This window comes from Kitasatospora sp. NPDC029367 (genome assembly GCF_055569135.1).
Genome location: NZ_JBVHYH010000043.1, coordinates 13,106 through 36,024 on the forward strand (window position 1 = coordinate 13,106; position 22,919 = coordinate 36,024).

A 22,919-nucleotide genomic window follows, 5' to 3' on the forward strand; every position below is an offset into this window, starting at 1 on the left:
GGTTGTGCCGGCCACCGACTGGCGGCGGGGTCTTGAGCGTGCGGGCCGATTTGCGCCGTTCTGCCGCCGAGCGGTCCTGCTCCGCCGGACCCCGTGCGCGGGGCTGGACGAGATCTTGACGCAGGCCGCCTTCTACGGCATCGGCGTGTTCGTCCACGAGCAGGACGGGATCCGGATGGCCCTGCAACCCGAGGCGTACAGGCCGCTGCGGCACACCGCAGCGGCCTGGCACTTCATCGAGGAGCTGTACGGACGACTTGGTTGAACCGCCCGCGTCTCAGTCCGCTCCTGCGCCTGTCGACGTCGAAGGTGCCGTCGCATTGAGGAGGGACCACCGCAGCAGTTGCGGCTGGACCCTGAATCCGTTCGGCTGCTTGATGGCGGCGTTGACAAGAGGATAGCGGTTCACGGCGGCACGGCAGCGTTCCTGCCACCACCGTTGGCGGTCGGGCCCGGGCGCCAGGGTCTGCAACGTCTGCTGCCAGGACAACAACACGGACGTGTTGTGCTGGGCTGCTTCTTTGGCGTCACGATTGCTCGGGAAGCTGTCCAGCGGCCGTTGTCCGCAGGCTGCGCACTCACAAACGGGTGCGTGCGTCGCGGCGAAGCGGCGTGCGAGGGTCTTTCCGAGGAACAGGGCCATCAACTCGGGGAACAGAACGGACGGGGAATCGGCGAACCCCGAGTTCTTCGTCGGCTCGCCGGGCGGTACGACATGCCGGAGGCGCCCCGAAAGCCCGTAGCCGGCGAATGCCGCGCCCCCGGCGAGCGCGCCGAACGCCGCGAGATCGGCCCGCAGCAGGGCGGTGCCCGGCACCTGAGCCAGGACCCGGGCCAGGCCGGTGAGAGCGTCTGGGAAGCTCGCCAGCGGGTCCAACTGGCCGCCGAGCATGATGGCCTTGGATCCCGGTGCTGTGCTCAGTTCATCGATGAGACGGTTAACCAGGTCGATCTGCAGCCAGCCGACGTCGATCGGTAGCGCGAGCACGATTCGAGGATCCTCGCGCACGGCCACCTCGTGCACAGCAGCCCGCACGGCGGCCGTGTCCCCAGCTCGGAGGTACCCGGTTGGTGTGAGCGCCGCCGTCGCGCCGACGGCGAGCTGCTCCTGGACTGCCTGACCGAGCGGGTCGGTGGCGGGGAACTCACCGGTCCGCTGCAGGTAGGGCAGGTCTGCCGTCGCGATGCCGACCTCGTAGAACGCCGGGTCGGCGAGGAGTACGTCCTCGTAGCCCTCCTCCCGCAGGTCCAGTGTCTTCCTGAGGGCCTTCGGCCCGCCGATCACGAGCCCGCTCCGGCCGATGTTGAGCTGGTCCCGCACCCACCCCACTCGCGCGGCGTCCACGTGGATGAGCAGCCGTTCTGCGAGCAACTCCGCTTGATTGAAACGAGCTTGGTCGATGAAGCGGGACCTCCGGCGTCGGGAGGATCCGCGGGAACGGGAGCGCGGGATGGAGGAGTCGGACATGGCCTCGCCTTCGAATCGGCGGAAACACTCCACGACGTACTCGTGGCTCTACTGTACGGAGCGGAGCGACACTCCGCGGTTCGCAGCGATACCAGTCACCGGAGAGAAGGCAAGAGTTGGCCGAAGGTCAGGTGACTGCGGTCAGGACGACGTCATGTGTTGCGGGGCGGGGGGCGTCGTGCGGCTGGTACTGCGACCCGGTTGCCACCCCCCCGGGCGCGATATGCCAGGCAGTAGTCATTGCAGGCTCGACTCGAGATCGTTGAGGACAGCGAGGACCGGGCCCCAGCACATCATGACGGTGTCGTGGTCGGGGTCGATCCCGCGTTCCCGCTGCTGACGAAGGTGGACGAAATTGCGGTACTCGCGGACGATTTTCATGAAGTCGTGAGCGTCGACCTGAATCCAGCCCCGGGACCGTGCAGTGTCGAGTAGCAGTGCCAGGCTGGCCTTCGCCGCCGGCACGGGCCTTCCTCCGTTGGGATTCGGGAATCCCTGCGCCAGGCTCGGTTCGCGTTTGGTCAGCACGTCGAGCAGTAGACCTTCGGTGAAGCTTCCGATGCCGATGAGGGCGAAGACGTGCGCACCGTTGTCCGCGCAGATACGGGTCTCGTTCACCCGCTGCATGAGCTGACGAGTGATCTCGTCGTTGCTGACCAGTCGTCGGACACGTGCCTCCAAGTCTTCGGGTGGATTGAAGGTGGTCGATCGGCCGTCCTCGCCGAGCGCACCCAGCATAGGGCGGCCGCCAACGTGAGTGATCGACAACTGCTCTGCGGAGAGGACCTGGTTGAGTCCCTGCCGGAGGAGGTCGGCGGACGCCACGCCGTCCTCGTACTCCAGCGGATCGCAGATGCGGCAGAGGAAGCGGCTGACGGCGGCTTCGTCATGGGCCGACTCCGTGATCGTCTCGGCCAGCCAGGGCACCCTCGCCGTGCCGTCGTATTCAACGGGTACCGGCCAGGCCGCTCGTTTCAGCAGCTCGGCCAGCTGGTAGCCAGGGCGTTCGAAAGGGCCGTCCGTGTCCACGACGAGTCTCGCGATGCGCTGGATGGTCATGGGATCGAGCTGGGGCATCAGATGTGCTCCTTGTCCGCGAACTGCTGAGAGTGATCGAAGGCCTGGTTGAGGCGTTCGACGATGACCCGTCCTCGTTTCCGGAAGCCGAGTTCGGTCATGGCCTGACTGATCCGGGTGTCACGGTCGAGCTGATAGCCGTCGCTGAGAATCCAGCCGGCGAGCGCGCGGAGGTCCATGTCGGAGTAGGTGCCGATGCTGCCACCGGGCCTCAACGACGGTTTAGGTTCTCGCCGAGTCGACGGCTCCTCTGCCCGGCGCGGAGCGGGGACCGGGTCCTGAATCACTCTGCCGCTCGGCGGATCGTCGGCCGCGCGGACGACCTTCTGCCAGACACCGACGAGTCGGTCCGTCTCGGCCTGGGGGTCAGCGAACCAGTCCGCGGCCCAGATTCGATGGAACTGCCATCCGAGCCGTTCCAGGTGTGCCTGGCGGAGCCGGTCACGGTCTCGTGCGCTCACTGTGCGGTGGTAGCGGTCGCCATCCGTCTCCACAGCGAGCAGCATCTGACCGGGTCGCTCCGGATGGGCCAGTGCGAAGTCGATACGGTAGCCGGAGACGCCCCATTGCGGGATGGCGGGGACGCCCGAGGACCGCAGGGCCTTCAGAACCTCCCGCTCGAACGGGTTCAGCTCGTACGTCTCCTGGCGGCCGCCCGACCGGGAGAGGTCACCCTGCATAGCGCAGTATTCGAGGAACAGGCGCAGCAGTTCGGGGCCGCGGTTCTTCGTTTCGGCACGCGGGCCGAAGTCGTGATGGGAGAACGAGCTGACGACCGTCATGCGCTTGCGGGCGCGCGTGACGGCGACGTTGAGTCGACGCTCTCCCCCTTCGTTGTTGAGGGGCCCGAAACGTTGGGCAAGCCGGCCGTTGGCGGCCTTGGCGTACCCGATGCTGAGGATGATCGCGTCGCGTTCGTCACCCTGCACGCGCTCGAGGTTCTTGATGAAGAAGCGTCGGCCGGGGCCTGCCTCGGGGCTGAAGTAGTCCTGTAGGTCCGGCTTCTCCTCGAGGGCTCTGCGCAAGGCGAGATCGATGCGGTCGGCGTGCCGTTGGCCCATGGTGATGATGCCGAGGCTCAGGTCAGGGGTATGGGTGGCGTGGTCGAGCGCCAGCTCCACCACGCGTTCAACCTCCTGAGGTGCGGATCCATCTTGGCCAGGCAGCGTATGGCCGTCGACCACCTCCAGACTGATCGGACTCTCGACGGCGGTCCCTGGAAAGGTGACGAGCCGGTCGCCGTAGATCTCCCGGTTGGAGAAGGCGATCAGTCTCTCGTCACTGCTCCGGTAGTGCCAGCGGAGGGTGTGGACGTTGGGCAGTCGACTACTGAGCAAGTCCAGGAGCGATTCGAAGACGCCGGGATCGTTCCCCTCCTCCTCATCGGCGTTCTCCTGGCTGTCGGTGCCGCTTAGGACTCGGCTGAAGAATGATGTGGGCGGCAGCTGGTTCCGGTCACCCGCGACGACGACCTGGCGACCCCGCATGATCGATGTCATGGCGTCGTGCGGCAGGATCTGGCTGGCTTCATCGAAGACCACCACGTCGAACAGCCGGGTGGCCGGTAGCACTCGGCTGACCACGAGCGGCGACATGGCCCAGCAGGGTTTGGCTGCCAGCAGCACGTCCGGGGCTTTGGCGACCAGCTTACGCAGGGGGAGGTGTCGAGTCTTGCGCGCGGCCTGGTCACGGACCACGGCATTCTGGTCGCGGTGGCCATCGCGGGCCTTTCGCAGCCTGGCCGCCACGGAGTAACGCACGCGGCTGGCGTTGGCGGCCATGTGGTCGCTGTCAGTGCGGCGAAACTGTGTGACGGCGTGATCGTGTTCCCGTCCGACGAAGGTGCGAACGTGCTGGGAATGCATCTTGATCTCGTCAAGAACGGATGACCACCAGGCGTACCGGAACCGGGCGACCGCCGCCTCGGGAGTGGGGAGGCTCTGGGCCAGCTCGTCGAGCAGCGGGCCGAGACCGGCGGCCTCCAAGCGGTCGGTCAGCTGGTTGAGTTCGGGCACGGCCGGCGGCGCGGCGGCCCTCGGCCCGTCGGTTGCGCCCGTCCCGGGTCCGAGTATCGTCCGATCCTTGACGGCAATGGGAACTCCGCCCGCCTCCGCGCGCCGTCACCTGTTCTCACCATCCGTGCCATCGGGTGACTATGGACGGTGAGGATGCCAGTCGACTGACACACCAGGGAGGGCCCGGATGACGGACAGCGAGCACGAGGACGGCGATGCGAACCCCTCGGAACTTCCGGCGCTGCGACTGAAGCTCTACGTCGAGTCACTCCAACTCCTGATGCCCGCGCGGCAGTTCGGGCTACTGATGGATGTCCTGCGCGGCTATGCCGAGCTCGGCGGTGGGCGGATCGAGGTGAAGCTGGACGACGAGGAACGGGAGCTGTTCACACCTGCGGTGCAGCGTGAACTGCTCGTTCTCCTCGGCCTACTCGGTGCCCTGGCACCCCGACACGAGGACCGCGCCGATCGTGTGGTGGCCGACCTCGGCGACGGTGAGCGAGCCAAGGAGGTCATGTCGCTCGTACCGCTGGAGGTCGCCTCCGACCCGGCCCGCCTGCGGGAAATGCGCGACCGGCTTGACGCCGCTGAGGGTCGGCGGGCGAGCGACCGCGCGACGGTCGAGGGAATCGCGGAGGCGAGCGGGATGGCGGGGACGGAAGAGAACTGATCCGAGTGCGTTTCAGCTCTGTGAATGTCTCATCGGCGGTTGCCAGAGCCGGGATGCAGCCCCTCCCTGAGGGGTAGGACTCGCGGGTCTTGCCGTGTCCGGTGGCCACTCGGCACTGCGTGGCGTGACCCTCGTCGAGGCTTGGGATCGAGGTGTTCCTCGCCCCCAACGCCCGTCTGCGCGATCACGCCCGTAGAAAGTGCAGGACGGCCAGGACGCGGCGGTGTCCGTCGACGTCGACCGGCAGGTCGAGCTTGGTGAAGATGTTGCCGATGTGCTTGTTGATGGCGGCGTCACTGATGAAGAGTTCTGCTGCCAGGTTCGCGTTCGACTTGCCCTGCGCCATCAGGCTCAGTACCTCCTTCTCTCGCGCGCTCAGTCGTTCCAGTGGGTCCTGGCGAAGACGGACCAACTGGTGGATCACCTCCGGGTCTACCACCGTGTGGCCGGCGGCCACCCGATCCAGGGTAGCCATGAAGTCGCTGACCGCTCCGATGCGCTCCTTCAGCAGGTAGCCCACGGCGTCGCCGTTGCTCGAATCCAGCAGGCGTACCGCGTACGACTGCTCGACGTACTGGCTCAGTACCACCACTGGCAGCCGCGGGTATTCCTGGCGCAGTGCGACGGCTGCGCGCAGTCCGTCGTCGCTGTTCGACGGTGGCATCCGGACGTCCGTGACGATCAGGTCCGGCAGTTCCGCGCGGACGGCTTCGACCAGGGCGTCCGCGTCGCCCACGGCCGCGACTGTCTGGTGCCCGAAACGCTGGAGCAGGCCGACCAGACCCTCCCGGAGTAGCACGGCGTCCTCGGCGACGATCACCCGAAGTGACATGGGATCTCCACGTGAAGCAGAGTCGGGCCGCCCACCGGACTCGACACGCGCAGACGCCCGTCGACCGCGGTGAGGCGGTCGGCGAGCCCGGTCAGACCGCTGCCGAGAGTTGGGTCCGCGCCGCCGCGTCCGTCATCCGTGATCTCCAGGACGAGGAGGTCCGCGTGGAATCGGCCGGACACCTTGGCGGTCTCGGCGCCACTGTGGCGTGCGATGTTGGTCATGGCCTCGCTGATCAGGTAGTAGACGTTGGTCTCCACCTGCCGGGGCAGCCGCCCGGGCAGGTCCAGGTCCACCTCGACCGGGAGAGGGAACCGGCTTGCCTGCTCCCGTATCGCGGCGGCCAGCCCGTGGTCCGCCAGCACGGGGGGGTTCAGGCCGCGGACCAGGATGCGCAACTCCTCGTGTGCGGAGGACAGTTGCTTCTGTGCTTCGGTCAGCTGCGCACTCAGCGGCGATCCCGGCGGGACGTCCAGGTGCATCAGTCCGAGCGTCATCCCCAGGCAGATGAGCCGCTGCTGCGCGCCGTCGTGCAGGTCCCGCTCGATCCGTACCCGTTCGGCGTCGAACGCGTCCATCAGCCGCACCCGGGACGCGTGCACCTCCCGCAGCGCGCTGCCGAGTTCCTCGTCGCGCGGGGCGAGCAGGGTACGCGCGAGCGCGGCGCGGGCACCGGCCCAGGAGGTCACCGTGTACGGCGAGGCCAGCAGCACGAAGGACCCGAAGACGGCCCACGGCCAGGTGTCGCCGTCGACGGCCTCGAAGCAGAGCGCCGGCACCCCGAAGGAGAAGAACAGCACGAGCAGGTCCAGCCACCACAACGCGGCCGCCGACACCAGCGTGAAGCCCAGTTCGCGCCAGGTCACCTGCTCCTTCAGCCGGGTGGCGACCCAGGCGCGCAGTCCCGGGCCGCTCGGTTTCCGGTGCGGGTTCGGGGTGTCGTCGAGGTCGACCAGCCGCAGTCGGTGCCGCTCGACGGTTGCCACGGTCGCCGAGGAGAGGACGACGCCGACCAGCGGGGCCACCCCGACCAGGACCACCAGCAGCACCAGACCGACCACCAGGCCGGCCACCAGCACCGCCCCCGCGGCAGCACCGACCAGCACCCCGCTCGCCAGGTAGGCCGCCGAGCGCCACGGCCAACTGGAGGTGAGGAAGCTCAACGGACGTTGGGCCATCGCCTGCCAGGCCGTTCTGGGACGCATGCCAAGCACCATAACTCGAGGGCGCGCGCAGGAGGGTAGTGCTGGCAATACCCTTGGAGTAGGGCCCGGACCCGTGCTGATGGCCCCGCCGACCCGATGGAATGCTCCGCGTGACGACTACGAAGCAGACACCCACGGCGGACGCGGTCCGGCTCCATACCGTTCGTAAGGTCTACGACTCGGGTGAGCGGGCCGTGACCGCACTGGACGGTGTATCGCTCGGCTTCCAGCACGGAACCCTCACTGCGATCATGGGGCCGTCCGGTTCCGGAAAGTCCACCCTGCTCCACTGTGCCGCCGGCTTGGACCAGCCGACGGACGGCCGGGTCATGGTGGCGGGAGTGGACATCGGCGCGCAGACCGAGCGCGAGCGCACCAAGTTGAGGCGCGACCACATCGGATTCGTCTTCCAGGCCTTCAACCTGGTCGAGTCGCTGACCGCCGCGCAGAACGTCGAGCTGCCGTCCCGCTTCGCGGGCCTCACGGTCAGCCGAGACCAGGTCGCCGCGGCACTGCGTGCGGTCGGGCTGGCCGACCGGGCCGGGCACCGTCCGAGCCGGCTGTCCGGCGGCCAGCAGCAGCGTGTCGCCCTCGCCCGGGCGCTGGTCACACGCCCCGACGTGCTCTTCGCGGACGAGCCCACCGGCGCGCTGGACACCAAGACCTCGCGCGAAGTGCTCCGTCTGCTGCGCCAGTTGGTAGACGAGGAGGCGCAGACAACGATCATGGTCACGCACGACCCGGTCGCCGCCGCGATCGCCGACACCGTCGTCTTCCTCAAGGACGGCCGGATCGCTGACCGCGTGACCCTCAGCCCCGAGTCCACCGCCCGCAACGCCGCCGTTATCTCGGCCCGCATGACCCGGCTGGAGTCCTGATGCTGGTCATCGCCAACGTACGCGAACGCTGGACGAGTTTCCTCGCCTCGTTCGTGGCCGTCCTGGTCGGCGTGGCGCTGATCTCGACCACCCTGGTCATCTACGACTCGGCCAAACCGACCGTCCTGCCCCGGCTGGAGGCGGCCGCCGCGCTGGTGCTTCCGCCGCAGGCCACCGACCGCAACGGCAGCCCCAAGGACCGGATCCCGTGGGGCAAGGCTGAAGCGGACGCGCTCATCGGCAAGCTGCGCGTGGTGCCCGGTGTGGACTCCGTCGTGGTCGACCGCACCTTCTACGCCCAAGCCTTCCGGGACAGCGCACCGGTCCGCGACGACGGAGCCGCGGACGCCGGCCACGGCTTCGCCAGCACCAGGCTGGCTCCGTACGAGCTGGTCTCCGGCCGGGCTCCGAATGCCGCCGACGAGGTGGTGGTCGACCAGGCGCTGGGCGTCGCGGCCGGCCGGAAGCTGACCGTGAACCTCACCGCCGGGCGCAGTGACTTCACGGTCGTCGGTACGGTCGACGGCCCCGGCTTCTACTTCAGCGACGAGGCCGCCGCCCGGCGCGAGCCCGGGGTGGGAGTGATCGCCCTACTGGCCGCCCCCGGCGTGTCGACCGGCGAGCTGACCGCGGCGGCTCGCGTCGCCGTCGGGGACCAGGGCAGCGTGGTCTCCGGCGACGGGCGCTCCGCGATCCAGCCTCAGTACCTCGACCACAAGCGCTTCCTCGGCAGCCAGCTGATCGCCGCGATGGCCACCTTGGGCCTGTTCACCACCGCGTTCGTGGTCGCCTCCATGCTGGTCCTGGTGACCGGTCTGCGGCGCCGCGAGATCGGCCTGCTGCGGACGATCGGCGCGAGCCCCGGACAGGTGCGCCGGATGGTCCTGGGCGAGGCGGCCGCCGTGGGCCTGCTCGGATCGGCGGCTGGTTGCCTGGGCGGCGTCGCGGCCGCACCGTTGCTGCGCGGCCTCCTGCTTCGCTTGGACGTCGCTCCGCCGGACATGGCGGTACGGGTGGCGGCGTGGCCGCTGCTCACGGCCGCCGCGATCGGTGTCGGCGTCAGCGTGATCGGGGCGTGGGCGGCGAGCCGACTGGCGGCCGAGGTGCCCCCGTTGGAGGCGCTGCTGGAGAGCCGTTCCGGCCGCCGGTCGATGGGTCGTGCCCGGTTGCTCTCCGGCCTGGTGGTGCTCGGCCTCGGGGTGGTGCTCGCGGTGATGACCGCCACCGCGGCCGCGGACAGCCGGGTCAACATGGCGATCGCCGCGACCATGGTGCTGATCGTGGCGGCCACGTTGCTCGCCCCGGTCTTAGTCGGGCCGGTGGGCCGGGTGGTGACCAGTCCGTTCAACGGGGCGTGCTCGGCCGGACCGATGCTCATCCGTGCCGAGCTGACGGCAAGTTCGCGCCGTGCCGCGTCCATGGCGGCGCCGGTGATCGCGGCCGTCGGGTTCGCCGTCCTGCTCAGCGGCATGGTCGAGACGATGCGGGTGGCCTACCCGGCCGGCTACGCCCTGAAGCTCACGGGCCAGGTGATCGTCACCAACGACGGCACCCCGGGCAACACCGACGAGGTGGTCGCCGCCAACTCGGTCGGCAAGGCGGCCCTGCCGACTCGTGCCTTCGTGCACAAGGCCGACGGCTCCACGGTCGTGATCGACGGGCTGGGCTCGCGCGACCCATACTTGGACAAAGCGGGTGAAGCGGTGCTCGGGGAGTCCATCGCGGCCTGGCTGGGCGTCAAAGCCGGGGACCAGTACCCGGTGCGCTTCGCCGACGGCGCCACCGTGCGACTGCGCATCGCCCAGGTCCTGCCGGACGACCCCGCGCGCGGTGACTTCGTGATGGCCCGCGGTCTGGTCCGCGACCACGACCCGGCCGCACTCAACGACGACGTCTTCGTCCCCGAGCAGGTGAAGCCGGTCGCGATCCCCGGGACCGCCGTGCACGACGCCGCGCAGTACGCCCTGGACGATTACGACACCGACGCCAGGCTGACCAACAGCCTGGCCGCGATGCTGATGGTCATCGCGGTCGGCTACAGCGGGATCGCCGTCGCCAACAGCATGGCGATGGCCGCCCACGGTCGGCGCCGCGACTTCGCGGTCATGAAGTCCGCCGGCGGCACGACCACACAGCTGCTGGCGTTCGCCGTCGGGGAGACCTCTCTGGTGGTCGGCGTCGGTGCGGTGCTCGGCGTCCTGGTGACACTGCCGCCGCTGGCCGGGATGGCCTCTGGGCTCTCCCAGGCCACCAAGGCGGACGTCGGGCTGAATCTGGACCTCTCCACGCTGGGCGCGGTGACCCTCGGATCACTGGCCCTTGCGGTCGCCGCGAGCGCGGTGGTCACCTGGAAGACCGTGCGCCGCGCGGAGATCTGAGAGCGTGATTGGAGACTGGGGAGCTCTTCGGGGCTGACCGATACAATGACAGCCTGTTCGACGGGTTGAGGGCTACCATCAGCGCTTCTCGGCCTCGTCCACGTCGACTTCGCCACGCAGAAGCGCACCCCGAGGGCCTCGTGCGCCTGGTACCGCGACCTGATCGCCACTCACCGGACTTACCGTTGAGGTCAGTTGCTTCAGCGGTCGTGGGTTGGGTGGTCTCCTGGCGATGGCCGCGGGGTCATTCGGGCGGCGCGCGGCAGCAGCTGCGCGCCAGACACTGCGAACGCTGCTCTGGACCTGAGGGGACCTGGCTCTGTCATCCCGCACCGGAGCCGGTGGAGTGGACGTTGCGCTACCTCACCGGCGGCCTGGATCGGAACGGCACGCCGACCGAGGGGAGGTCGCTGCTACGGCCGGGGAGGCGCTGGAGGAGAGTGACGCATAGTGAAGTTCGATAGTAGGCATGCCTTTCTGTGCAAAACGCCGCCATGCCAGAGGTTTCGGTTGCACAATGAGTCAGTTCCGAACTAGCCGCCTGTTTTGAGCGTTTGGCGCGCATCAGGCGTATAGGTACCACCAAGAACGGACTGTAATGGGCATGTCGAACAGTGGTGCTCTGTCGACCGGCGTGGCGCCTCTCCTCCGACTCATCGTCGCGTGGTTTGGGAGAACCGCCGCGGCGGACTCGATGGCGGCAGTTCGCGATCGTTGCAAGCGAATGGTCCTGAACCATGGTGCCCGGGCCGTTGCCATCGGAGCCGCCAGAGTCGCGCGCAAGGCCGCTGGAGCAGTGCACCCGGGCCGCCGAGCATCCCCGCTTCCCGGCGGCCGCGTAGACGCACCGGTCCCGCCGCCCGTTGAGGCGGCGAGGGACGGTGTTGGGTGACCGCGCCGAACGGCATTGTCCATCGAGTGTGGCGGCCCTATGACGATGCGCCGCTGGTCACCCGGGAGATGATCTCCGGGTTGGATTCCTGTGATCCCGTGGCACGGAACCGGCTTCTGGCCTACCTCGAAGCGGTCGTCATGCATCGTGCCGCGCCCGTTCACACTGCCGTCGCCTTCAACGCGGTGTACTTCGGGTACGACTTGGCTGCGGGCGGCTACGTCGGCGGCCCGTTGGACATCGGCGACTTCCCCTCGGTCGCGCTCGGTGAACAGGTGGACGCGCTGCCTGTTGGTGCGATGATCAACATCCGGACCGGTGGGGATCTGTTGCCGGCGGAGGTCGTCTACAAGGAAGGGGAGCACCCCGAGCTCGGGCCCTACGGTGAGACGCCTGCGTGGCTCTCCGGAGCCCCGGCGGGGGCACAAGGGCCCGGAGTACTTGCCCCTGACGAAACTCCGATCCTGACTGAGCGGCTGGTGTTCGACACCACAGCGTTCGGCCAGGACCTGGCGCCGACCGTGAACCGGCTTCAGCGGCTGCGCCGCCAAGGGAAAACGGATGAGTTCGAGCATCTGGTGGTCGAGTCCCGGTACGCGCTGGTGGACGCCGACCTGGGCGATGCCGAGTACTACGCGCACTATCTCGTCACCTGCGGCCGGGATCAGCTCACGAGCGCGCTGGCGCCGTCACCGCTCCCTTCGCTGATTGCGCCGGACAGCGGTGATGGCGAGCTTTTGGAAGCGGTCAGGGGGCTGATGGCCACCGTGCGGCAGGGTCTGGCATCGCTGGATACAGCGCGCATGTGGGGGGAGTACGCGTTCACCCGCGAATCGATGGCAGGGCGGCTCCTGGACTCTCGTCCACCAGGTCGTGATGATCTCCTTCGGCTGGCTGAGTCGGCCGCGAACCAGGCCGTCCCCCGAGTAGCGCGCCGTGTCGGTGTGGGGTGGCCGCCTAAGCCGGTGTATACGGCGGTGGGGCCCGCGCTGCGCAGTCGTGCGTCGTGGCAGGACCGGATTCGGGGCACCGACTACCCGTTGGTCGTCTGCCATGCCAACTCGGTCCTGTCCGACTACGCGCGGCGCGAGCGCGACGAGACGACCGGTCTGTTGCCGTCGGGAGTGCGGCTGAGCCTGGACGACCGCTGGCAGGGAGGCGGTGTCTGGCGCGCGGCCTACGTGGAGGACGTCGTGCACGCGGTGTCGACGGAAGGTTCTGCGGACGACCCTGTCGGTCGAGGCTGGACCGAGTCGTTCCCGTCGCGAGTACACGTTCCGGAACCCTCGTCGCCACGGGATCACCACTTGGTGGGCGTGGACGCGCCGCCGCAGGCAGAGGTCGATGGTCCCATCCCAAGGCCGTGGCCTGACGACAGCGATCTGGGCGCTTCGATTCTCCTCTCGGTCGGTGACAGTCGGGTTGAATGGGCTCAACCGCTTCGGCTGAGTCATGTGTCGGAGGAGTGTCTGCCGCTTCCCCGGCAGATCGCGGAGGAGTTCCGCGCGGCCGGAGCAGCTACCGGCTTGGTCCGTGTGTTTATCCATCACGCCGGACTGGAGCTTTCAGCGGATCGGGCCTGTCACGACACGAGCATTACGGAGGGTGAGCGAGGCGTTCGGCTTGACGGCCTCGCCTGGCCTTCGGAGCTCTTTCCTGGGATCTGGCTCTCCTTCACCTGGCAACGAGGCAGCAGGGTGGTCCACGCACGAACGACTCTGCTGCTGGATCCGGTGACCGTAGACGGCGACCCTGTCAGGCACCGTTATGACCCGAGGGTCCTCACCCGGGACTGGGCCGATGGCCTGCCACTCTCAGGTCAACCTCCGGATGGCCTGTTCGCAGAGCGTCTGCTGATGACCGCAGTCCGACGGCTCGGTCTGCTTGACCAGTTCGGGCGGGCCATGCTGGCCCGGGTCGATGTTCCCGAGGCCGTGGACGAGGTCATGGGGGGTAGCGGACTGGCTGCCCACCGCGTTGAGGCTGTCCTGGCCGGTCTGCTCGCCGCCGAGCGTCTGACCGTCACGCGGGGCAGCCGCGGTCGCGACGGGAGGACGTACCACCCGCCTCGATCGGGTCAGCCCCTCGAACAACTCGTCTGCTACACACCGCAGTGCCTGAAGATTCGGGGCGGAGCATCAGTCGACGGTCGTGACCAGGACACATCCGTCGAAGTAGATCAGCAGGTCCATGAGCACGACGTGGCTGGCTTCCTCCGCCGCATCGGGCATCTCGGTCACCAGGCCACCGACGAACAGCGCGCGCTCTACCACGCGGACCATCGACGGTTCCGGCTGACCGGCCCGGCTGAACTGCCGCCCGGATTCACCTATGTGCGCCCGCACAAGCGAGGCCGCTGACCAGGGAGCGTCGCGGTCCCGTGCCTCCGCATCACCACCTGCCCCAGGAGGATCCTGCATGACCTTGCCCCGTCAACTCCGCGCTGCCACTGGCGTGGAGGACGATCCGCCCTTTCCCGTAGACCTCGGATCTCCGGAGTCAGGGACTGTGTCAGGGGAACTGCTCGAAGCCCTTGAGGCACTGTCGACCGCATTGACGGACGCATGGGTGGGGGAGCCCAAGCCCTTGGCGGTCGCTCTCTCGAGGCTCACCGAGGCGGACATCGAGCACGCCCTCAACTCCACGCCGGTGCAGTGGCGTCGCAATCTGTTGAGTGCACTCCGGATTCCCGTCGACGGGGCCAGAGTCAATCGGGCGCTGTGCCACGATGTGCTGACGCGCCTGCAGCGGAATCCCGACACGCCGCGAGCGCGTCAGGCGGCCTTTCACCTGACCTATCCAGTCGTTCACGATTTGGCGCTGGCCGGCTTCCGTTTCACCAAGGGTGTTCCGGAGGACAGTTCTCGGCCCATCACACACCGCTGGAGTCCCGCACTGCTGCGGTTGACCGCCTGGACCCGGCTTGAGGTGAGCGTCGGCGATGCCCATTTGTGGTCGTGGGCGATGCTGCAGCCCTGGATCGCCGACATGGGGATCCCGGTCAAGGCCGCCGTGGCAGCCGCTCAGCGGGTGGTGGAGCTGGCTCCGGACGCGAGGCAGGCGCTTCGGGACGCGGACAAGAAGGAGCCGCTGAACCCGTCCCCTCCAGAGCCGACGGATGAGGCCGGCTCCGCCGAAGAGGCCGATCCAGGACTCGGCGATGCCGCCCTGCCCGACGTCGAGCAGCTGAACACCTCTCTGTGCCGGGTGACGGACATGCTGCAGGCAGCCGTCGAGCCCGCCCGTCGTACGGCCGAGGCCATCGCCCGGCAGTCCCGCCCGGTCGACACAGACCTGGCGGCCTTGCTCGAAGTGGCCACAGCCTTTGACGCTGCAGCTCTTGGCCTTGCCGCCCATGGCGTGGGCCCGATCACGGCGGACCTGGCTAGCTATGCGCGGGAGACCGACGTTGCGGTGCGTCGTCTGGCCGCGGCGCCCCTCCGCGAACGACTCGGTCAGGTGGTGTGGCTGAGGTGTCGGTCGGGTGATACGGCGCTCGCCCAGGACCTGGAGACCGCGCGGGCGAGGGCCCGCACGATCGCCGAAACCACCGACTGGAGTGTCGCTGACCAGGAGGACGCCGAGGCCATCAACGCGCTGCTGACCATGGTGGAGCTGCACGCGGCTGACCATCAACCCGCCGAGATCCTCGCCCTGCTTCCTGCCGCGGCGAAGAGTCGGTGGCTTGCCTATCCCGCCGGCCGGTACACGGAACTGTTGCTCCAGCCCGACAGCGAGGCCGAAGACGAGGCCACGCAGCAGCTGGAGCCTGTGCCGTCGGAGCTCGAACTCGAAGCTCCCGTGCCCATCCTGGAGAACGCCACGGCGCAAGCGCGGCCTGAACATGGCTTCCTGACGTCGGCCGGTCAAGGCGTTCACAGCGGCGGTGATTCGACGGCGACTGGTGCAGCAGCGGTGAGCGCCGTCGTCCTCGAGCCGCAGTCGGCGAGACAGCTCCCCGAAATGACCGACGAGCTCCCGCCGGCGCCGGAAGAGGCGCCGATCCTTCCCTCGGTAGAGCCCGAGCCCGTGGTGGAACCCATCGACGTCGTTGCCACCGCCGGTGCCCTCGGCAACCAGTTGAGGTCCACCGAGAACCCGACCCCGGAATCCCGTACGTGCCTTGCCGGACTCGTCTCGGCGCAGCGCTACGGCCTGGCCGCGTCACTGGCCGCCGGCCTTGGCGAACCGTCGCAGCGGACCGCGGTGCTGCAGGTGGCAGCCTGCGCGGAGGCAGTGCGGTCGGCGGGCAGTGAGAGCCTCTCACGTATTCGCACGCTGCTTGCGGGCCCGGACCTCGCTGATCTGACCGCGAGTCGGGCGGAGGCCGCTCTCGCCACCGCCGCGCTTCTGCGTGCGGTGCTCGTCACCGGTGACTCCGAAGCCGGTGCATCGCTCGGCAGAGTCGCGACAGGGCTTCCACCCGGCCTTGTCCAGGTGGCGGATGAGGTAGCCCAACGGGCGCTCAAGTCACTGCTGGTGCATTCTCCACCGCTTGCTCTGGCCCGAGACTCGGCCGAGCTCGAACGTGCGCTGGAAGACGCCAGGGAGGACTGCAGGCAGGGGCTCGACCAGGTGCCGAGCATCCGGTTCCCACGGGAAACAAGATCGTCCGTCACTGGTGGGATTCCGAGAAGGGTCTGGTCGGCTCGCTTCTGCGGCACGCAGTCGACGACGACAGAACCGGTCTCGAAGCCCTTTCGCGGATGGTGCGCGAGCTCCGCGACCCGGCGGCCATCCAGTCCAGGCTGGACAGGTTGGACCGCGAGTTCATGTCCCCGGGTGCCCGGACCCGCTTGGAGGGACCGGCCCGCCAGGACCTGCTGCGGCATACGGCGGACCGGCTCGCACTGGTCGACAGATGGTGCCGACTCGCTCAGGAGCTTGCCGCGCGAGACTCGGACTGGAGCGCCGACCAGGTCCAGGAGATGCGCTCCGTCGTGCTCGGTCTGCGTGAAGACGTCCTTCGCGAGGTACGCCAGCAGATGGCCGCCGCGGACGTCGTTGCCGCTGCCACCCTGGAAGCGGCCGTGACGTCGCTCGCCCGGACCTTTGACCTGCTGTCGGGCGCGGCACGGCTCGATGACATCGAGCTCTCGGCGGAGCTCGCTCTGCACGCTGAACTTCTCAAGGTTCCCGGAGCGGTTGTGGATGCGGCCACGGGAAGCGTGCGGTACCCCGAGGTGCCGGCCGAGGAACTGGCTCGGGCAGCACAGCGCTCCTGGGAGGAAGCGGTTCGGTCTCAGGCGGCGCACGAGCATTTTGCCACGTCACATCAGCTCCTCGACCTCTGGACGAAGCGGCAGCTTCCCAGCCTCGGAGAGCAGGACGCGCCGTCGGACCGGTTGCGCACAGACGTACTGGAGGCAGGCAAGCAGGTCGCGCAGGAACTGCGCGAAACCCGCCAGCGTCTGGAGGAGAGCCTGCGGCGGGCCCGCGTGGACGGTGCCCTCACCGAGGAGCGGGAGCGCGCGTTCGAGCGCCGCATTCAGGACGCCGTGCCCGAACCGGACGGTGACCTCGCCGCTGTCCGGAGTGAACTCGACACCCTCTCGGGGGAGCTCAACCGGGCGCACGCGAGTCATTCGGCTGCGCTGCGCACGCGGCTCCTGGAGATTGACGGACTTCAGGCCGACGATCAGGAGCGCGTGGAACAGCTGATCGACACCGGTGATCTGCTCACAGCCGATGAACTCATCTCCAATCTGGTGAACGGGGAGAGCATCCCCGACACTCGCTCGAAGGACCAGAGCCTGGCGACCTTCCTGCCGCAGGTACCGACCGAGCTGGCCGGGACGGGTATCTCCCGGGAGCTGATCGACGCTGTGCGCCGTCAGGAGCGCTATCTTGGGTTGGAGGCTCTCGACTACTCCGCCTTGTCGCCGGAGATCGCGGAACAGAGCGCGCAGGCCTTGACCGGCTGGGCGGACCTGGCGAGCCGGAAAGGCAGCGCGCGCACACAGGGCGTCCGTGAGAGCGAACTGCTGATGCCCGCTCTGCGGCTGATCGGCTACAGCAGCAAGAAGGGTCCGCAGCGAGTCGACCAGCCGCGCTCCGGCAGCTACCGCTTCCTTGACATCCCGTCGGTGGAATACACCGGTTCGGCCTTGGTGCCCGCGTTCGGGTCGGGTCTGCGCGGGAGTCTCCGGCTGATGCTGGTGTGGGACCGGCCCTCGGCCGAGACGCTGACGTCCTGGATCCAGCAGGACCCCAACGACGACAGCCTTGTCGTTGCCTACTTCGGCACCCTCTCGGTACGCGATCGCAGCGTCCTCGCGGCGCAGAGCGCTCGCGGGCGGCGGGCAACAGTTGTTCTCGACGATGCCGCACTCGCTCATCTGGCGGCCTGCGGCAACCAGCGCCTGGACTCCGCGATGCGCGTCCTGTTGCCGTTCTCCGCGGTCAATCCGTACGTCATGGGTAAACGTGCTCCGGTGTCCGAGGAGATGTTCTTCGGTCGTGACAAAGAGCTGGCCTCCGTTCAGCGGGCCACGGGCGACCAGGTGGTTTTCGGCGGGCGGGGTTTGGGTAAGTCGGCGCTGCTGAAGCAGGCCGGGCGGAAGTACGAGGCCCAGGTCCCGGACTCGCGGTTCAGCCTGCTGCTCTCATTGGACTCGACGTTCACCGGCACCAACGCTCCCTCCGCCACGGTCTGGGACCGGATCGGCCGCCGGCTGATCGAGCGGGACGCACTCGTCCTGCCGCGAAAGGTCAAGGCCGACGCGGCACTGACCTACCAGCACGTGCTGGACGGCATGAAGGCGTGGCTTCGCGAGGACACCAAACGAGGACTGCTGATCATGCTCGACGAGGCCGACGGCTTCTTCGAGTCCGACTCCCCGCAGTTCACCGAGACCCGCAGGCTGCGTGACCTCGGTGCGGAGACGGAGGACAGGGTCAAGGTGGTGTTCGCGGGCCTCCACTCGGTGCAGCGATACGCGAAGATCGCGGTCAACAGCCCGTTCAGCCACCTCGCGCAGCGACCCACCGTGATCGGCCCGCTTGGGCCGCAGGACGCGGCAAAGCTGCTCATCGAGCCGCTGGCCGTGCTGGGGTACGAGTTCGAGGAGCCCGCGTTGGTGCACCGAATTCTGGGGCACTGCTCGTACCAGCCGTTCCTGCTCCAGATGTTCGGCCATCGGTTGGTGCAGACCATGCACGCCAAGCGAACCGGTGTGGCTTCAGGTCCGCCCTACACCATCACTCGAGCAGATGTGGAGGAGGTCCAGTCGGACCGGGAGCTCAGGGCGAGCATCACCGAGGCGTTCCACGACACGCTGCGACTCGACTCCCGCTACAACGTGATTGCGAACGTGGTGGCCCACCATGCACATCACTACGGGGTGGATGCCAAGCTGAGTCAGCTCCGACTGCGGGAGGAGTGCACGTACTGGTGGCCGGAAGGGTTTGAGAACCTGGACACGGACCAGTTCCGCGCCTACCTCTCCGAGATGGAGGGGCTCGGCGTGCTCGCGCCAGATCCCGACCACCGTGGCTGGCACCTGCGCAGCGCCAACGCACTGAGCATGATCGGCAACCTGGGCAGGGTCGAGGCTGAGTTGGAGGAGGCCTCAAGCCGAAAGGTGGCTGAGCACTTCAGTCAGTTCGAGGCACGGCATCGGTCACGGGACGGCCAGTCCCACTCCCCGCTCACCGCGGACCAGATCGCCGATGTGCTCCCCGGGCACGGAAACCAGGCACGCCTGATCATCGGTACTGTCGCCACCGGTATCGACCGGGTCGGCCTCGCTCTGCGGGACGTGGCGGAGACCACCGGCTGGGAGATGCCGCACGTGTCGAAACGATCCGACTTCGATCGTGAACTCGTCGTGGGCCGAGCGGGCCAGCAGCGGGTGGTGGTGTCGGACCTCACGGTGAAGGCGCCGTCCGAGGACGCATGCCGGGGCACATTGGAGAGCGCAGTCAGGCGCACCCCGACCGCGGCCGGCGTCACGCGCTCAGCTGTCATCATCGCCGGGCCCGAGCAGCCGCTGCTCTGGGAGATCGCCCTCGGCGAGAGCAGCGCCTACGGCATTGAGGTCGAGTCGATTCCCCTGCGCCGGTTCACCTCGGACGGCCTGCGGTCGTGGGCCCAGGACAAGGAGGCGTTCACCTCTGAGACACAGCTGGAACAGCTCCGGGGCCACACAGGCGGTTGGCCGATACTGGTCCACAAACTGTCCGCCGCGTTGGACGAGGGGCTGCACGGGGACAGGGCCCTGCGTCAGGCCTCGGCGGGTCTCGAAGACGAAAACGGGGCGCGCCAGTTTCTGGCGGAGGCAGGCCTGATCCCGCACACCACGCAGTGGGCCGCCTACCGGGCCGTTCTGGAGTTCATGACGCCGGACGGCATGACCCTTGACGACCTGCACACGGCGATCGAGGCGGACACCGACGGCGACTCGATGGACGCGGCCTACGCACTCCGTCTGCTGCGGGCCCTCCAGGTCTTCGATGTCACCGCCGACGGCAAGCACCACCTCGAGGCTGTTCTTCGGGATGCCTGGAAACGCACTCATACCGGTTGACCAGGTCGCGGGTTACTCAACGCGAGCGGTGAAGTGACCCGCGACCTGTACCGGACGCATCGGGAACTGGGCGCATCGGAGCCCGGAACTGCACCTAGCTCCGGGCTCCGCGCGCCCGGTTCCCGATGCTCGTCATCGAGGTCCCGGTCGGTGCTGCGGGTGCGTCCACGTAGTGTGGTGCCCGACGAAGGAGAGGGGAGCCGTTGCGCAGGGTGCCGCCGGAGATGTTCCGGTTCACGACGGGGGAGAAGGCCGGGCTCTACGGTGCGATCCTCCAGGCCTTCGGCGCGGCCAACGAGCGGTTGGAGACGGCGCTCGGGCTGGATGACGTCCGGGCCCGGCTGCGGCCGGTCGGCTGGCTCGACGCCGTCCACGACGACGATCTGCAGGACGCGCTGCTCAAGCTCAGGGAGTGGCAACTGCTGGACGTCGTCCAGAACCACGCGGAGAACTACCGCAGCGCTGAGGAGTACGAGCGTCGGAACCTCCAGTACTCGCTGACCAGGCGTGGCGAGGCCGCGTTCGCCGGGGTCGAGCACGCGCTGTCCGTGCTCGTGTCGACGGGAGCGTTGCAGACGGCGGTGCTGGAGGCGATCACGGACCGGCTCGACGAGCTCTACGTCCTACTGGAGGATACCGCCTCCTCGGACCGTCGGGTCTTTACCACGCTGCAGGAGCTGGAGGGCCATTTGGAAGCGCTGCTGGCCAACACCAAGGCGTTCAACGGGGAGTTGCAGCGCCTGCTGCGCGCCGAGGGTGCGGACCTGGCGACCTTTCGCGAGGTGAAGGCCTCGACGGTAGCGTACCTCCAGGAGTTCCTCGTCAACCTCGACCAGCGGGGGCAGGCGGTGACCGCCGCCGTAGAGCGTGTCGAGGAACGCGGGGTCGGGCTGCTGCACGAACGGGCGCTGCAGGGGGCCGAGCTTCCGCCGGGAGCCGACGGCGATCCGGCGGCCGCGTGGCTGGAGCGGCGGCGGGCGCGGTGGGAGGGGCTGCGGGCCTGGTTCCGGCCGGTGGACGAGGCGCGGCCGCGCGTGGAGCAGCTGCACGATGTGGCGCGGAGGGCGATCGTGACGCTCCTCCAGGTCCTCGACCGGATCACCGAATCGAGGCGCCGCTCGTCCAGCGCTGTCCAGGACTTCCGGGAGCTGGCCCGCTGGTTCGCCGCAGCGCCCGGCGAGGACGACCTGCACCGGCTGTGGTCGGCCGCCTTCGGTCTCGGGCCGGCCCGGCACGCCCATCTCGCCCACCCCGACCCGGAGTTGGTGCCCTCGTCGGCCACCTGGGCCGAGGCCCCGCCGGTGGAGGTGTCGGCCTTGCTGCGCGCCAGCGGCCGCACCGAGCGGTTCACGCGCACCGGGAAGGTCCGCGACACCGGCGGCATCAAGGCAGCCCGGACCGAGCGGGCCCGCAAGGAGCGCGCCGAACTCGAAGCGGCATGGGACGTCCTGGGCACCGGAGGGCCGGTGCGGCTCTCCGGCTTCGGAATGCTGGACCACACTGTCTTCGAGCGACTGCTCGACCTCCTCGGCCGGGCACTGGCCGTACGACCGGACGTCGATGGGGCGCGCCGGGCGGTCACCTCCGACGGCCGCGTCGAGATCGTGCTGCGGGCACTGCCCGACGGCGGGCGGGCCGTGCTGCGAACGCCGCGGGGCACGCTGGACGGGCCCGACTACCTGGTGGAGATCCGCAACTCCGCGACGCTTGGGGAGGCGGCGGGATGAGCACCCTCGCCAATCAGCTGGTCCTGGCCGAGCGGCAGGACGTCGCCCGGGGCATCAGGCTCCTCCTCGGCCGGCCGCTGATCACCGAGCGCGGCGACCCGACCGCCTTCGAGCTGATCCGTCGCCGGCAGGACCCGCTGACGAAGTGGTTCGACTACCACTGCGGCTGGCAGCTGGTGGTGGAACCGCGCCTGGGCTACGCGCGCCTGCTCAAGATCCGGACGGTCCCCGATGCCTCACGCCCAGCCCGTCGGCCGCGCGTCGGCAAGGGCCCGTTCGACCGCCGCCGCTACACACTGCTGTGCGTCGTCGCGGCCGAGTTGCTCTCGGTGCCGATGACGACGGTCGGCCTGCTCGCCGACCGGGCCGTCCAAGCCTGCGCCGCCGACGAGGCGCTGCCGCCCTTCGACACGGCGAGCAAGTCCGAGCGCATGGCCTTCGTGGACGTCCTCAAACTGCTGGAGGCCTGCGGTGCACTGCTCACCGTGGACGGCGTCACCGAGAGCTTCGTGGACTCGGCGAAGGCCAAGGTCCTCTTCCGGGTGGACGCCACCGTCCTGATGCGCCTGATCACCGCGCCCGTCGGGCCGTCCCGGCTGGCCGTGCCGGCGCAGGACGTACCGCTGCGCTTCGAGGAACTCCTGCGCGGCACGGTGCGCGAGAGCCGGTACGGCGGTGCCGAAGCCTCTGACGCGCAGCGCAACCTCCGGCTGCGGCACTCGGTGCTACGCCGGCTCCTCGACGATCCCGTCCTCCACCACGACGAGCTCGGCGCCGACGAACTCGCCTACCTCACCTCGCCGACCGGGCGCCAGATCATCCGGCGCGCCGCCGAGCAGGGCGGCTTCGTGTTGGAGGAACGGGCCGACGGCCTGCTGCTCGTTGACCCGGACGGGATCGCCACCGACAGTCGCTTCCCGGACGACTCCGCGACGGCCCGCGTCGCCGCCCTGCTCCTGCTGGAACCGCTGACGGCCGCTCCGGACGGGCTGACACCGGAACAGCTCACCGGCGAGGCGGCCGAACTCCTGCGGCGCTTCCCGCAGTGGGCGAAGGGCTACCAGTCGGAAGACGGCGCCCAGCGCCTCACGGCCGACGCCGTCCGCGTCCTCGGCGACTTCGGCCTGGCCCGCCGGATCGGCGACCGCACCGTACCCCGGCCCGCAGCGTTCCGGTACCGGAACGCCGCGGCGGCCTCAACCGCTGAGACCGCCGCGACCGACGGTCCTGCAACCTGACTGACCAGGGG

The 22,919-nt window shown here is 68.8% G+C and carries 14 protein-coding genes and 1 pseudogene; 10 read left to right on the plus strand and 5 right to left on the minus strand.

Annotated features, from left to right (window positions below; translation table 11 throughout):
- Window positions 1-115 precede the first annotated feature (115 nt).
- Window positions 116-265, plus strand: coding sequence for a hypothetical protein (locus ACZ4W5_RS22615; protein ID WP_465656472.1), 150 nt, complete (start codon window positions 116-118; stop codon window positions 263-265).
- Between the two features lie 12 nt (window positions 266-277).
- Here the strand turns inward: ACZ4W5_RS22615 and ACZ4W5_RS22620 are convergent, their stop codons facing one another.
- The 3 genes from ACZ4W5_RS22620 to ACZ4W5_RS22630 all read right to left on the minus strand — a co-directional run bounded on the left by ACZ4W5_RS22620 (window position 278) and on the right by ACZ4W5_RS22630 (window position 4,560).
- Window positions 278-1,468 carry a hypothetical protein gene (locus ACZ4W5_RS22620; protein ID WP_465656474.1) on the minus strand — a complete coding sequence of 397 codons (1,191 nt, stop codon included), beginning with the start codon at window positions 1,466-1,468 and terminating at the stop codon, window positions 278-280.
- Window positions 1,469-1,705: 237 nt separating this feature from the next.
- The gene (locus tag ACZ4W5_RS22625; protein WP_465656476.1) at window positions 1,706-2,545 is read right to left on the minus strand and encodes a hypothetical protein; all 840 of its coding nucleotides are present in this window, start codon (window positions 2,543-2,545) and stop codon (window positions 1,706-1,708) included.
- Window positions 2,545-4,560, minus strand: a complete 2,016-nt coding sequence (locus ACZ4W5_RS22630; RefSeq protein ID WP_465656478.1) for an AAA domain-containing protein — start codon at window positions 4,558-4,560, stop codon at window positions 2,545-2,547. The genes ACZ4W5_RS22625 and ACZ4W5_RS22630 overlap by 1 nt, the downstream gene beginning before the upstream one ends.
- A gap of 187 nt (window positions 4,561-4,747) precedes the next feature.
- Here ACZ4W5_RS22630 and ACZ4W5_RS22635 point away from each other — a divergent pair, with 187 nt between their 5' ends.
- The gene (locus tag ACZ4W5_RS22635; RefSeq protein WP_465656480.1) at window positions 4,748-5,230 is read left to right on the plus strand and encodes a hypothetical protein; all 483 of its coding nucleotides are present in this window, start codon (window positions 4,748-4,750) and stop codon (window positions 5,228-5,230) included.
- A 184-nt stretch (window positions 5,231-5,414) separates the two neighbouring features.
- Here the strand turns inward: ACZ4W5_RS22635 and ACZ4W5_RS22640 are convergent, their stop codons facing one another.
- Together ACZ4W5_RS22640 and ACZ4W5_RS22645 are read right to left on the minus strand one after the other, a co-directional pair.
- On the minus strand, window positions 5,415-6,062 hold the full coding sequence (locus ACZ4W5_RS22640; RefSeq protein ID WP_465656482.1) for a response regulator: 648 nt from the start codon (window positions 6,060-6,062) through the stop codon (window positions 5,415-5,417).
- Window positions 6,047-7,267, minus strand: a complete 1,221-nt coding sequence (locus ACZ4W5_RS22645; protein ID WP_465656484.1) for a sensor histidine kinase — start codon at window positions 7,265-7,267, stop codon at window positions 6,047-6,049. The genes ACZ4W5_RS22640 and ACZ4W5_RS22645 overlap by 16 nt, the downstream gene beginning before the upstream one ends.
- 110 nt (window positions 7,268-7,377) lie before the next feature.
- Between ACZ4W5_RS22645 and ACZ4W5_RS22650 the strand changes: the two genes are divergently transcribed.
- From ACZ4W5_RS22650 to ACZ4W5_RS22685, 8 genes and pseudogenes are all read left to right on the plus strand, one after another.
- Entirely contained in the window at window positions 7,378-8,145 is a 768-nt protein-coding gene (locus ACZ4W5_RS22650) for an ABC transporter ATP-binding protein (RefSeq protein WP_465656485.1), read from the plus strand.
- On the plus strand, window positions 8,145-10,523 hold the full coding sequence (locus tag ACZ4W5_RS22655; RefSeq protein ID WP_465656486.1) for an ABC transporter permease: 2,379 nt from the start codon (window positions 8,145-8,147) through the stop codon (window positions 10,521-10,523). The genes ACZ4W5_RS22650 and ACZ4W5_RS22655 overlap by 1 nt, the downstream gene beginning before the upstream one ends.
- 67 nt (window positions 10,524-10,590) lie before the next feature.
- A pseudogene (locus ACZ4W5_RS22660) lies at window positions 10,591-10,712 on the plus strand (family 1 glycosylhydrolase); the annotation flags it as partial.
- A 699-nt stretch (window positions 10,713-11,411) separates the two neighbouring features.
- Window positions 11,412-13,775 (plus strand): hypothetical protein, encoded by a 2,364-nt coding sequence (locus ACZ4W5_RS22665; protein ID WP_465656488.1) that lies wholly within the window; start codon window positions 11,412-11,414, stop codon window positions 13,773-13,775.
- Between the two features lie 148 nt (window positions 13,776-13,923).
- Window positions 13,924-16,449, plus strand: a complete 2,526-nt coding sequence (locus tag ACZ4W5_RS22670) for a hypothetical protein (RefSeq protein ID WP_465656490.1) — start codon at window positions 13,924-13,926, stop codon at window positions 16,447-16,449.
- Window positions 16,344-19,943 carry an AAA family ATPase gene (locus ACZ4W5_RS22675; protein WP_465656492.1) on the plus strand — a complete coding sequence of 1,200 codons (3,600 nt, stop codon included), beginning with the start codon at window positions 16,344-16,346 and terminating at the stop codon, window positions 19,941-19,943. The genes ACZ4W5_RS22670 and ACZ4W5_RS22675 overlap by 106 nt, the downstream gene beginning before the upstream one ends.
- Before the next feature lie 224 nt (window positions 19,944-20,167).
- A complete protein-coding gene (locus ACZ4W5_RS22680) occupies window positions 20,168-21,670 on the plus strand; it encodes a TIGR02677 family protein (protein ID WP_465656524.1) in 1,503 nt (500 codons plus the stop codon).
- Window positions 21,667-22,908, plus strand: coding sequence for a TIGR02678 family protein (locus ACZ4W5_RS22685; protein ID WP_465656494.1), 1,242 nt, complete (start codon window positions 21,667-21,669; stop codon window positions 22,906-22,908). Before ACZ4W5_RS22680 ends, ACZ4W5_RS22685 begins: the two co-directional genes overlap by 4 nt.
- Window positions 22,909-22,919: the final 11 nt, after the last annotated feature.